This is a genomic window from Aureimonas jatrophae, assembly GCF_900104035.1.
Classification (GTDB): domain Bacteria; phylum Pseudomonadota; class Alphaproteobacteria; order Rhizobiales; family Rhizobiaceae; genus Aureimonas; species Aureimonas jatrophae.
Map to the genome: position 1 here is coordinate 143019 of NZ_FNIT01000001.1, position 12898 is coordinate 155916.

6 protein-coding genes are annotated in these 12898 nt (G+C 71.7%); 5 read left to right on the forward strand and 1 reads right to left on the reverse strand.

Annotated elements, in window-relative coordinates; genetic code table 11:
- Positions 1–393: 393 nt before the first annotated feature.
- A complete protein-coding gene (locus BLQ76_RS00700) occupies positions 394–1710 on the forward strand; it encodes a glycerate kinase type-2 family protein (protein ID WP_090667434.1) in 1317 nt (438 codons plus the stop codon).
- Between the two features lie 127 nt (positions 1711–1837).
- Positions 1838–3064, forward strand: a complete 1227-nt coding sequence (locus BLQ76_RS00705; protein WP_090667437.1) for an alpha/beta hydrolase — start codon at positions 1838–1840, stop codon at positions 3062–3064.
- Between the two features lie 10 nt (positions 3065–3074).
- On the opposite strand, the gene BLQ76_RS00710 is transcribed toward BLQ76_RS00705, so the two are convergent.
- A complete protein-coding gene (locus tag BLQ76_RS00710; protein WP_090667439.1) occupies positions 3075–3938 on the reverse strand; it encodes a MurR/RpiR family transcriptional regulator in 864 nt (287 codons plus the stop codon).
- A gap of 153 nt (positions 3939–4091) precedes the next feature.
- Between BLQ76_RS00710 and BLQ76_RS00715 the strand changes: the two genes are divergently transcribed.
- The 3 genes from BLQ76_RS00715 to pbpC all read left to right on the forward strand — a co-directional run bounded on the left by BLQ76_RS00715 (position 4092) and on the right by pbpC (position 12861).
- Positions 4092–5210 carry a Gfo/Idh/MocA family protein gene (locus BLQ76_RS00715; protein ID WP_090667442.1) on the forward strand — a complete coding sequence of 373 codons (1119 nt, stop codon included), beginning with the start codon at positions 4092–4094 and terminating at the stop codon, positions 5208–5210.
- An 88-nt stretch (positions 5211–5298) separates the two neighbouring features.
- Positions 5299–10788 (forward strand): alpha-2-macroglobulin family protein, encoded by a 5490-nt coding sequence (locus BLQ76_RS00720; protein ID WP_090667445.1) that lies wholly within the window; start codon positions 5299–5301, stop codon positions 10786–10788.
- A 9-nt stretch (positions 10789–10797) separates the two neighbouring features.
- Positions 10798–12861: a penicillin-binding protein 1C gene (pbpC, locus tag BLQ76_RS00725; RefSeq protein WP_090667448.1), complete on the forward strand. Its 2064-nt coding sequence runs from the start codon at positions 10798–10800 to the stop codon at positions 12859–12861.
- The last annotated feature ends 37 nt before the right edge of the window (positions 12862–12898 follow it).

Consider the following 12898-nt stretch of genomic DNA (forward strand, 5'->3'; position numbering starts at 1 on the left):
TTCGGGGAAGCCGTCAGCGCAGCCCATCGCGACCGACGTTCGGGCTTTCGCGCCGACCGTCCGAAAGGCGAGCCGTCATCCAGATCGGTAGCATCGGCTTCCTCCCGTCGCTGTCGATCCGCGTCCAACGCGAGATCGATCACCGAGACCGCGAGCCTCTTCGAGGGCTCTCAGCTGCACGAGCATTCGATATCACCTTCTCCGGTCGATGCAAGCGACCGTTGCATTTTTTGTTGTGTTGGAATTTTTGTTCCATATCGGTCGCCGGTCCGGGGAAGAACTCGGCATCCCGTTCGGCATCCGGACTTGTCCCTGCGGCCCGGTCGGGCATGATAAGTCCCGTTGACGAGATGCTCCGCTGCGGATCATCCCCTGTTCGAGGACGACTGATCGATGGCATCTGGACCGCGCGTCGACCAGGCGGCAGCGCCGGTCGCCCGTTTCCAAGGCGATACGCAGGCGCGAGCGATTCTCGCCGAACTCTTCGCGGCGGCGGTGTCGAGCGCCGACCCGATGCAGGTCCTTGCCCCGGCCCTGCCGGAGCGTCCGCGCGGCCGGTGCGTCGTGGTCGGCGCCGGCAAGTCCGCGGCGGTGATGGCGCAGGCCGTCGAGGCGGCCTGGACCGACGTCGATCTGTCCGGCGTGGTGGTCACGCGCTACGGCCACGGCGCGCCCACCCGCCGCATCGAGGTGCTGGAAGCCGCCCATCCCGTACCGGACGCGGCGAGCGAACAGGCCGCGCGCCGCATTCTTTTGGCCGTGCAGGGGCTGGGTCCGGAGGACCTCGTGCTGGCGCTGATCTCGGGCGGCGGCTCGTCGCTGATGGCGCTGCCGGCCGGAGGGCTGACGCTCGACGACAAGCGCGCGGTCAACCGCCTTCTGCTCGCGTCCGGCCTCGGCATCAACGAGATGAACCAGGTTCGCCGCCGCTTGTCCGCCATCAAGGGCGGACGGCTCGCCGAGGCCGCCCATCCCGCCCGTGTGGCGACGCTGGTGATCTCCGACGTGCCCGGCGACGATCCGCGCGCCATCGCCTCGGGGCCGACCGTCTACGACCCCGAGGCGGCGGCGGACCTTTCGGCTCTGGCCCGGCGCCTCGGCCCGGCCTTGCCCGAGGCGGCCCGCCGGCTCCTGGTCGAAACGCCGCTGCCGCGCCCGCCGTTTGCGTCCGACGTGCGCATGATCGCCACGCCGCAGATGGCGCTGGAGGCGGCGGCCGCGGTCGCTCGCCGGCATGGCCTTCGGCCGATTCTTCTGGGCGATGCGCTGGAGGGCGAGGCGCGCGAGGCCGGCACGTTGTTCGCCGGCATGGCGCGCTCGGTGCGCCGCCACGCGCAGCCAGCGGCAGCGCCCGCCGTTCTCCTGTCGGGCGGCGAGACCACGGTGACGATCGGCTCGGCCGAGCCGGGGCGGGGCGGGCGAAACACCGAGTTCCTTCTGGCGCTCGCCGTGGCGCTTCGGGGCGAGCGGGGTATCAGTGCGATCTCGGCCGACACGGACGGCATCGACGGCACCGAGGATGCGGCCGGCGCGGTGATCACCGCCGACACGCTGGAGCGCGCGCGACGGGCCGGCCTCGACCCCGCCGCCTTCCTTTCCGCCCACGACAGCTACACGCTGTTCCAGCGGCTCGGCGACCTCGTGGTCACGGGACCGACCCTCACCAACGTCAACGACTTCCGCGCCGTCCTTGTGCTTCCCGAGCCCTGAGGGACCGCCGTGCGTCCCGTCCCACGGTTGGACGCTAGCCGGCTCATGCGCTAGGCCCGGGGCCGACCGCAGACCCGCGCGCGGCATGGGCGAGCCGACAAGCGCGGTCAGGAGATGCGAGACGCCGATGACCAAGCCGACCGCGTTCCTGGTTGCCCTTCTGATCGTGCTGGCGGGCTGCGCGTCGCGCCCCTACGCGACGCTCCTGTCCGTCGCCGATACGGTGCCGGGCGCCCATCTCGTGGACATGCTGGTGGCGACCACGCGCGCGCCCTCCAGCGTTCCGGGCGTCGTGTTCGCGAGCGAGCGAGGCTCCGGTCTCTCGGTCGAGAACATTCTCGTCTCGATCCCGCCGGATGGCGCGCGGCAGCCCGGCGCCGTGATCTATCCCAAGCGCAATCCCGGCGACCCATCACGCGAGTTCGTCGCCCTCCGGGTCGCACCGCTGGATGCCGCCGGCGCGCGAGCCTGGTACGACCGCGTGTCGGGATCGCGGCGGCGCGTCCTGATCTTCGTTCACGGGTTCAACTCGACCTACGAGGAGGCGGTGTTCCGCTTCGCCCAGATCAGTCACGACACGGGCGTCGACGCCGCGCCGGTCCTGTTCACCTGGCCCTCGCAGGGCTCGATCTTCGGCTACCTCTACGATCGGGAAAGCGCCAACTACTCGCGCGACGCGCTGGAAGAGGTGATCCGGCAGGCCGTCGAGGACCCCGACATCGGCGAGATCACCCTCATGGCCCACTCCATGGGCAGTTGGCTGGCGATGGAGGCGCTGCGCCAATACGCGATCCGGCATGGCGACCTGCCGGCGAAGCTGCGCAACGTGGTGCTGGCCGCTCCCGACCTCGATATCGACGTCTTCCGGGCGCAGCTCGACGAGATCGGCCCGGCGGGGGACCGCATCACCATCTTCACGTCGCAGGATGACCGGGCGCTACTGGTGTCCCGCCGGCTGTCGGGAGGCGTCCAACGTCTCGGCTCCGTGGACCTGACTCGGCCCGAGGTGGAAGCCGAGTTCGAGCGGCGCGGCATCAACGTCGTGGACCTGTCCGACATCCGCGCGGGCGACAGCCTGAACCACACGAAGTTCGCCGAAAGCCCCGTCGTCGTGCAGGCGATCGGCCGGCGGCTGATCGCGGGCGACCGCGTGTCGGGTTCGCGCCTCAGCCTCGCCGAGACGATCGGCGCCACCGCGATCGGCACCGCGCAAGGGGTCGGCTCGGCGGTCGGCGCGACACTCACCCTGCCGGCCGCCGTGGTGGACCCGGCCGCGCGCGAGCGTCTGGGCGAGCAGGTCCGCAACACGGGCCGGAGCCTGGGTGGAACGGTGCTGACCGCAACCGGCCAGTAGAGCGCCGCGCTCAGTCGGTAGCGGTCCCGCGACGTAGGTCGGCGACGCCGAGCGCCAGCGTCATCGCCAGGGCCAGGCTCGCCGACAGCGAGCGGAAACCCTGGAAGTCGGCCTCCACGACCTCGAACCAGATGCGCGCCGCCGACGCGATCGGGCTGAAGGGGCTGTCGGTGATCACGACGAGCGGCACGCCGTTCTCGGCGAGCAACCGCGCATGATCCACCGTCGCCGAGGCGTAGGGCGTGAACGAGATGGCGAGCGCCGCGTCGCGACCTGTGGCGAAGGACAGCGTCTCGGGATCGGTGCCCATGGCCGAGCCGACCAGCAGGTTCCGCACGCCGAGCTTGCCGAGCGCATAGCTGAGATAGGACGTGACTGGGAACGACCGGCGCTGGGCGACGAGATAGATCGTCTCGGCGCGCGCCAGAAGCCGCGTCGCCTCCTCCACCGCCTCGATGTCGACCCGGTCGTGCAGCGAGCTGATGGAGCGCGTCGCGCTTTCGCACAAACCGTCCAGAAACGCCGCCGACTTCGACGCCCCCTCGGCCTTGGCGCGCAGCGAGAGCATGCGCTCGTCGTAGTTCGACACCTGGTTGCGCAGGCGTTCGCGGAACACGGCCTGCAGGTCCGTGAAGCCGGTGAAGCCGAGCGCCTGGCCGAACCGCACGAGCGTCGAGGGCTGGACGCCGGCATCTTCCGCGATCTTGGCGACCGTGCCGAGCGCGATCTCGTCGGGCTGCGCGAGGGCGAAGGTCGCGATCTGCTTCAAGCGCTTGGGCAGGCGCACCGAGCCGCTGGCCAGACGGTCGCGCAGCTCGGCAAAGCTCGCCGGCGGCTCGATCGCAACGGCATCGGGGTCCTCGGCCGGGGGCATGGGGCGACGGTTCCTCCTTTTCGCGCCGCAGGACGGGCGACGCGGTCTCGTCGGTTATCGACCATCCCGGTGGAACGCGAAATCCGCGTCTTGCCGAAACAGGCGGAATATTCCTTGTCTTCCACCGGACATCGAAGGGCGGGAGACGGGAGAATGACGGGCGAGCGAACGATCGGCGTCGGTCTGATCGGGACGGGCTTCATGGGCAAGTGCCATGCGCTGGCCTGGAACGCCGTGGCGCCGACCTTGGCGACGGGCCTGCGCCCGCGCCTGGTTCACCTCGCCGAGGCCGACAACACGCTGGCGCGGCAAAGGGCCGGCGAGTTCGGCTTCGCGCGGGCCACCGGCGGCTGGCGGGACGTCGTGAGCGATCCGGAGGTCGACGTCGTCTCGATCACCGCACCCAACCCGTTGCATGCCGAGATGGCGCTGGCGGCCTTCAGCGCCGGCAAGCACGTCTGGTGCGAGAAGCCGATGGCGACCTCGCGCGCCGACGCTCGCGCCATGCGGGAGGCCGCCCGCGCGTCGGGCCGGGTCGCGGCCCTTGGCTACAACTACATCCAGAACCCGGCGATCCGCGAGATGGAGCGTGCCATCCGGGCGGGGGCGATCGGCCGGGTGAACCACGTGCGCCTCGAGATGGACGAGGACTTCATGGCGGACGAGGACGCGCCGTTCGCCTTCAAGAACGGGGCGGCTTCGGGCTACGGCGCGCTGGACGACTTCGCGGTGCACCCCTTGTCGCTCGTGTGGCGGCTGGTGGGGCCGGTCGAGGCCGTGGTGGCCGACCAGACCCGGCCCTACCCCAGCCGCGAGGGTCGCGCGGTCGAGACGCACGAGATCGCCTCCGCGCTTCTGCGCCTTCGCGGCGGTGCGTCGGGCACGCTCGGCGTCAACCGCGCGGCGTGGGGACGGAAGGGCCGGATCGCGCTGCAGATCTTCGGCTCGCGCGGCACGATCGGCTTCGATCAGGAGCGCATGAACGAGTTCCAGATCTTCCAGCGCGATGGCGAGGCGCGCCTTGCGGGCTTTCGCACCGTTCTGGCGGGACCCGTGCACGAACCCTATGGCCGCTTCGTGCCGGCGCCGGGCCATTCGCTCGGCTTCAACGACCTGAAGGTGATCGAGGCGGGCGAGGTTCTGGCGGCGATCGAGGGACGCGAGGCACGCATCGTCGACTTCGAGACGGGCTTGGCGATCGAGGAAACGATCCATGCCATGGCCCGGTCGCACGCCGAAGGGCGCTGGATCGGCGTCGGCGAGGAGAACTGAGCCACGCCAGCGCTTGCCCGCCCGGGGCGGCGGTGCTTAACCTGCGATCTTCCATCCGGGGTTGCGGCGGGGGCCGGGGAGAGGGCGCATGGGTCGGCTTGGAACGGGGCTCCTCGCGGGCTGGCTCATCGGCATGGCCGCGACCGGCGCCGCGCTCGCGCAAGGGGCGGAGCGACGCATCGTGCCGGCGCCCGGCAGCGATTACTACGGCCACGACTACGACATCCTGAAGGACGCGACGCAGGACCTGTGCGAAACGGCGTGCCTGTCCGACAACCAGTGCCGGGCGTTCACCTTCAACACCGCCAAGGGCTGGTGCTTCCTGAAGAACGAGGCGGGCGAGTTGCGCGCCGCCGCCGGCACGGTCTCGGGCCGCATCGCGGAAGGAGCCGCCCCGGCCGCCGACGAGGCGACCCTGCGGCAGCGCGAGGGCGACCTGGCCTTTCTGGGACGCGAGACGCTGGATGCGGCGCGCAGCTTTCGCCTGGGACTTGCGGACGAGGCGGCCGATGCTTCCGCGCCGCGCGGCGAGGCGATCTGGCCGGCGGCCGACGTCGCCCTGGCCGCCCGTGACTATGCGGGCGCCGGAAAGCTTTACCGCGAGGCGCTGCGCCGCGATGCCTCGTTGAGCCGCGCCTGGCTGGGCCTTGCGCTGGCCAGTCTCGACGACGTCGATCCGGCGACCGTCGGACTGTCCACCGAGGCGCGCCTGCCCGCCGCCGTCAACGCCTTCCTGACCGGAGCCGACGAGCGCGAGCGCGCCGCCGCGCTGGACTTCCTCGGCCGCACCCTGGCCGCGCAGGAGAACTGGCGCGAGGCGATCCGCGCCTACCGCCTGTCGGTCGCCACGCTGGCACGGCCCGATACGCAATCGCGGCTCGACGCGGCGGTCGCCGAGCACGGGTTCCGCATCATCGGCAACTCCGTCGACAACAATGCCAGCTCGCCCCGCATTTGCCTGAACTTTTCCGAACCGCTCGCGCCGGCCGTCACGGCCGGAGAGGCCGCCGGCGACTATCTGCAGGTCGAGAACGGCGACACCCTGCCGGTGACCGCCAGCGGTTCGCAGATCTGCGTCGACGGCGTGCGCCACGGCCAGCGCTACCGGATCGTCGCGCGGCGCGGCATTCCGGCGGCGAGCGGCGAAACGCTCGCCAAGTCGGCGGACAGCTCGATCTACGTGCGCGACCGCGACCCTTCGGTGCGCCTGTCGGGCAATGCCTACGTGCTGCCGGCCGGCGGCGAGGCGACCATTCCGGTGACCACCGTCAACACCGACACGGTGGAGGCGCGCCTCCTGCGGATCGGCGACCGGGCTCTGGCCGGCGCGGTTGGCACGAGCCGCTTCCTCCAGCAACTGGAAAGCTACGACGTCGACCAGATCGTCGCCAACGACGGCGAGGCGGTCTGGACCGGCGCGGTCGACGTCTCGCGCGAGGCCAACGAGGAGGTCGTGACCGCCATTCCGGTGGCTGCGATCCTCAAGGAGCAGAAACCCGGCGTCTATATCCTGTCGGCCAGGGCGAAGAACGCCCGCGCCGAGGACACGACGCCCGCCACGCAGTGGTTCGTCCTCACCGATATCGGGCTCACGAGCTTCGCGGGTGCGGACGGCTTCCACGTCTTCGCCCGCTCGCTCGGCACGGCGGATCCGCTCGCGGGCGTCCAGCTCCAGCTCGTGGCCGCCAACAACGAGATCCTGGGAAGCGTCGAGACCGACCGCAACGGCCACGCGCGTCTTGCACCCGGTCTCCTGCGCGGCACCGGCGGCCAGCGTCCGGCGCTCGTGACCGCGAAGCGGAACGGAGGCGACTTCGCCTTCCTGGACATGACCGCCGCCGCTTTCGACCTCGCCGACCGGGGCGTCGGCGGGCGCGCGGCGCCGGGCGCTCTGGACGTCTTCCTCACCCCCGAGCGCGGCATCTACCGCGCCGGCGACACGGTTCACCTGACGGCGCTTCTGCGCGAGGCGGGCGGGCGCGCGGCAACCGGCGTCGGCCCGGTGACGGCGATCCTGAAGCGACCGGACGGCGTCGAGGACCGGCGCTCCGTTCTTCACTCGCGCGAGGCGGGCGGCCTCGTCTGGGACGCGACGCTGCCCGGCGCGGCGATGCGCGGCATCTGGACCGCGCAGCTTCTTCTCGATCCGAAGCAGCCCCCGATCGGCTCGGCGACCTTCCGAGTCGAGGACTTCGAACCCGAGCGCATCCGCGTCTCGCTCGATGTTCCGGAGGGCGCGGTGGATCCGGCGGCGCCTCCCGTGCTCGGCGTGGAGGTGCGCACGCTGTTCGGCGCGGCCGGCGCGGGTCTTGCGGTTTCGGGCGAGGTGATCCTGTCGGCGACCGACCGCCTCGACCGCTATCCCGGCACGCGCTTCGGCCTCGCCTCCGACCAGCCGACCGCGACGCGCCTGCCCTTCGAGGGCGAGCCCACCGACGCGGAGGGGCGGGGGCAAATCCGCCTCTCGTCGTTCAATCTGCCCGGCACCACCAAGCCGCTGGAGGCGAGCATCCAGCTGCGCGTCAGCGATGTCGGCGGGCGCCCGGTCGAGGAGAGCGCCGCGCGCCCCGTTCGCGTGGACACGGGACGTCTGGGTATTCGCCCGTCCTTCGAGGGCACGCTCGGCGAGAACTCCGAGGCGGGGTTCGACCTCGTCGCGCTGGACGCGGCCGGCGAGCGGGCAGCGCTGGCCGGGGCGCGCTGGGTGCTCGATCGCATCCAGACCGACTACCAATGGTATTCCGCCAACGGTCGCTGGAACTACGAGACCGTGGAGCGCCGCGAGCGCATCGCCGACGGAAGCGTTGACATCGCCGCCGGCGAGCCGGCTCGCATCACGCGGCCGGTTCGGTGGGGCCGCTACGAGCTGACGCTGACCGACCCGGCGGGCGCCTCGCTTCCGGCCAGCGTCGCCTTCGAGGCGGGCTGGGGCAGCGCGCCGCGCACGGCCGAGACGCCCGACGTCCTGGCTCTGACGCTGGACAAGCCGCGCTACGCGGTCGGCGAAACGGCTCGCGTTCACATCGAGCCGCGTTTTGCGGGCCAAGCCCAGGTGCTCGTCCTGTCGGATCGGCTCGTATCGGTCCAGGAGGTTCCGGTTGCCGTGGGCGGAACCGATGTCGAGCTGCCCGTCACGGCCGACTGGGGACCGAGCGCCTACGTCACCGCCGTGGTCTACCGGCCGATGGACATCGAGGCACGGCAGATGCCGAGCCGCGCCATCGGCCTCGCCCATGCCGCGAGCGATCCGGGCGACGCGAAGCTCGCGCTGCAAGTGGACGCTCCCGAACAGGCGCGACCGCGCGAGCCGCTGGAGGTCGCGGTTCGCCTTGCGAACGCCGAGCGCGGCAAGCCAGCCTTCGTGACGCTCGCGGCGGTGGATGTCGGCATTCTCAACGTAACCGACTTCCAGCCGCCGGCGCCGTCCGAGTTCGTGTTCGGACAACGGCGCCTCGGCGTCGAGATCCGGGATCTCTACTCGCGCCTGATCGACCGCATGCAGGGCGCGCCGGGGGCCGTGCGCTCGGGCGGTGATGCCGGCGCCTTCGGCGAGCGGCCGCCGCCGATGGATCAGCTCGTCGCCCTCTTCTCCGGCATCGTGCCGGTCGACGCGGACGGTGTCGCCCGGGTGCGCTTCGACGTGCCCGACTTCAACGGGACGCTGCGCCTGATGGCGATCGGCTGGAGCGAGAATGGCGTCGGTGAAGCCCATCGCGATGTCGTGGTTCGCGACCCGGTCGTCGCTCAGGTGAGCCGTCCGTCCTTTCTCAGTCCCGGCGACCGCTCGCGCATCGCGATCGACCTCGACCATGTGGACGGTCCGGCCGGCAAGGTCGAGCTGACGCTGACCGGCACTGATGGTTCGCTTCGCCTCGGCGAGGGCGCGTCGGCGACGCTCGACCTTTCCGAGCGCGGTCACGCGCGCATCAGCGTGCCGGTCGATGTGGTCGCGGCAGGCGCGGGCGAGATGGAACTCGCGATCGCGACGCCGGGCGGCGAGCAACTCGTTAAGCGCTTCGCGCTGCCGGTGCGCTCGATACAGCCGCGCGACCTGCGCAAGAGCCGCTTCGAGATTGCAGGCGGAGGCGGCCGCCTGACGCTCGATCCGGCTTTGCTCGCCGACTTCCAGCCCGGAACGGAACGGCTGACGGTGTCGGTCACGAACCTGGCCGGTTTCGACGTCGCGGGTGTGGTCGCAAGCCTGGACCGCTATCCCTACGGCTGCACCGAGCAGCTGACGAGCCGGGCCCTGCCGCTCCTCTACCTCGACGAAACGGTGCTCGCCGCCGGCCTGCCGGGTGCGGGAGCGGACGATCTCCGGACGCGCGTGACGGGGGCGATCCAGGCGGTTCTGGCCAACCAGGACTCGTCGGGCGCCTTTGGCCTCTGGGCGCCCGGCAGCGGAGACCTGTGGCTCGACGCCTATGTCACCGACTTCCTGTCGCGCGCCAAGGAGCGCGGCTTTGACGTGCCCGCGGAAGGGTTGACGCTCGCACTCGACAATCTGGCGAACCAGGTCGGCTATCTCGGCGACACGCCCGACTGGGACCGCGCGTCCTACGCCTACTACGTGCTGGCGCGAAACGGGCGGGCGGCGATCGGCGACCTGCGCTACACGGCCGACAACGAGGCTGCGCGCTTCCGCTCGCCGCTGGCGCAGGCCCAACTGGCCGCCGCGCTCGGCTTCTATGGCGATCGTCTGCGCGCCGAGATGCTGATGCGGCAGGCGGCCGGCGCCGCCGAGCGGGGCGGCTCGGACGCACCCTCGCGCTCCGACTACGGCAGTCCCCTGCGGGACGGGGCCGGCGTCCTGACGCTCGCGCTGGAGACGGGGCAGGATGGGGTCGATCTTCGTCCGCTTCTGCGGCGCGTGAGCGAGGAGCGTGCGGCACGCCGGTACACCTCGACGCAGGAGGATGTCTGGTCGCTGCTCGCCGCCCACGCCGCCCTGGAGCGGGCGCCGCCGAACCTTGCGATCGACGGCACGCAGCGCAGCGGCGACTACACCACGTCGCTGGATGCGGCGGCCCTGGCCGGTGGGGGACCGCAGATCGAGAACCGGGGCGCTGCGCCCGTGTCGGCCTCCCTGACCGTGTCCGGCGTGCCGCAGGTCGCACCCGCGGCGGAAGCCTCGGGCTACGAGATCACGCGGCAGGCCTACACGATGGAGGGCGAGGAGGCAGACCCCGGCGCCGTTGCGCAGGGCGATCGTCTCGTGATGGTCGTCGAGGTCCTGCCCGTGGACCGCGCCGCGGCCCGCCTGATGATCGACGATCCGCTTCCGGCAGGCTTCTCGATCGACAACCCGGCGATCCTGAAGGGTGGCGACCTCGCGGCGCTCGACTTCCTCGACCTCAGCGAGGAGGCGGCCCACACCGAGTTCCGCTCCGACCGCTTCCTTGCGGCCGTCGACAAGGCCGAAGGGGAGACCGGCGTCTTCCGCTTCGCCTATGTCGTGCGCGCTCTGTCGCCGGGCGAGTTCGTGCATCCCGCGGCGGTCGTGGAGGACATGTACCGGCCCGAGCGGCGCGGGCGCACCGACGAGGGACGCGTGTCGGTGGTCGGGCCGCTGCGCTAGGTCGCCCCGATGCGGCAGCGGCAGTGGTTCGCGCTGGCGGGAGCGATCCTGGTGCTCGCGCTGGTCGGTGGAGGCTTGCGAACCCTCGACCGGGAGATCGCGCGCCGGGCCGAGCGCGTCCGGGAGCCCGAGACCGGCATGGTGGTGGAAGCACGCGACGGCGCGATGCTGCGCGCCTTCGCGGCCTCGGACGGGCGGTGGCGCCTGCCCGCCACGGAGCGCGACGTCGACGCGCGCTTCCTGCGCATGCTGGAGGGCTGGGAGGACAAGCGCTTCCGCTCCCATGCCGGCATTGACGCGATCGCTCTCGTCCGTTCGGCCTGGAGTTCCGCCCGGCACGGCCGGCTTGTGTCCGGAGGCTCGACGCTGACCATGCAGGCCGCGCGCCTCCTCGACCGGCTGCCGACCGGCAGTTGGCGGGCCAAGGGCGAGCAGTTTCTGGGCGCCCTCGCGCTGGAGCGCGCGCTCGGCAAGGACGGGATCCTCGACCTCTACCTGCGTCTTGCGCCCTATGGCGGCAACATCGAGGGCGTGCGGGCAGCGAGTCTGGCCTGGTTCGGTCACGAGCCGCGGCGGCTGACGGCCGGCGAGGCGGCGCTGCTGGTCGCCCTGCCGCAGAGCCCGGAGCGGTTACGCCCCGACCTTCATCCGGACCGGGCGCGTGCGGCGCGCGACCGCGTGCTCGCCCGCATGGCGCAGATCCGGGTCCTGTCGCCCGAAGAAGCGCACCATGGCATGGCCGAACCGATCCCGACGCGTCGGCGCGAGATGCCGATGCTGGCGGCTCACGCCGCGCAGGCGGCGCGCGACCGGGCGCTGGCGGCGCACGATACCCGCGCGCCGCGCCTGACGATCGACGCCGCGCTTCAGTCGCGGCTGGAAGCCTACGCCCGCGAGACGGTCGCCGGCCTGCCCGTTCCCGAAAGCCTGGCCATCCTCGTCAGCGACCATCGCACCGGCGAGGTCCTGGCGAGCGTCGGTTCACCGAACCTCCTGGATGCCGCTCGCGACGGGCATGTCGACCTGACGCTCGCGCCCCGCTCGCCGGGATCGACGCTCAAGCCCTTGATCTACGGCATCGCGTTCGAGCGCGGCGTCGCCCATCCCGAGTCCCTGATGGACGACCGGCCGCGCTCGTTCGCGGGCTACACGCCCGACAACTTCGATCACCTGTTCGAAGGAACGCTGACTGCCCGTCGCGCACTCCAACTCTCGCGCAACCTTCCGGCCGTGGAACTCCTGTCGGCGGTCGGTCCCTCGCGCCTCGTCGACCGGATGCGCCGTGCCGGTGCCGCGCCCGAACTCGGCAGCCGCACGCTGCCGGGTCTCGCCATCGGACTGGGCGGCGTCGGCCTGTCGCTGGCAGACCTCGTGCGCATCTACGGCGGCATCGCCCATGGCGGCGTCGCCGCGCCGCTGCACATCGGGGCTGCGCCCGCCGGGCGTGAGGGGATCGGCTCGCGCATCCTGTCCGAGCCGGCGAGCTGGTATCTGGCCTCCATTCTGGCGGGCGCCCCATCCACCGTGAAGGCATCGCCCGGCACGATCGCGTGGAAGACCGGGACCTCGTTCGGTTATCGCGATGCCTGGACGCTCGCCTTCGACGGACGCCACGTGGTGGGTGTATGGCTCGGGCGGCCCGACGGCGCGCCGGTGCCGGGCCTGATCGGGCAGGAGGCCGCCGTGCCCGTGATGCGCGACGTCTTCGCGCGCATCGGCCCGCCCGTACCGCTGCCCGCGCCGCCGCCCGGCATTCTTGCCGATATCAGTCGTCTCCCGCCCGCCATGCGTCGCATCGAGCCGAGCGGTCCTGCCGGCGGATCCACGGACGCGCCGGAGATCGTGTTTCCGCCGCGCGGCGCGCATCTCGAACTGGCCGGGGGAAACGGCGACCTGGCGTTGAAGCTGAGAAGCGGCCGACCGCCCTTCACCTGGTACATCGACGGGCGGCCGACGCTGACGGGCCTTTATGCCCGCGAGGCGATCTGGCGGCCGCGTGAGCCGGGTTTCGTCACGATCTCGGTGGTGGATGCCAGGGGCGCGGCGGCGACCACGCGCGTCTTCGTCGACTGACGCCGGGTCCCGGTCCGCGCGCCCGACAATCGGCTCT

Coding starts and splice junctions, on each gene's coding strand:
- BLQ76_RS00700 (WP_090667434.1), top strand. CDS start 394: ATGGCATCTGGACCGCGCGTCGACCAGGCGGCAGCGCCGGTCGCCCGT.
- pbpC (WP_090667448.1), top strand. CDS start 10,798: ATGCGGCAGCGGCAGTGGTTCGCGCTGGCGGGAGCGATCCTGGTGCTC.
- BLQ76_RS00705 (WP_090667437.1), top strand. CDS start 1,838: ATGACCAAGCCGACCGCGTTCCTGGTTGCCCTTCTGATCGTGCTGGCG.
- BLQ76_RS00715 (WP_090667442.1), top strand. CDS start 4,092: ATGACGGGCGAGCGAACGATCGGCGTCGGTCTGATCGGGACGGGCTTC.
- BLQ76_RS00710 (WP_090667439.1), bottom strand. CDS start 3,938: ATGCCCCCGGCCGAGGACCCCGATGCCGTTGCGATCGAGCCGCCGGCG.
- BLQ76_RS00720 (WP_090667445.1), top strand. CDS start 5,299: ATGGGTCGGCTTGGAACGGGGCTCCTCGCGGGCTGGCTCATCGGCATG.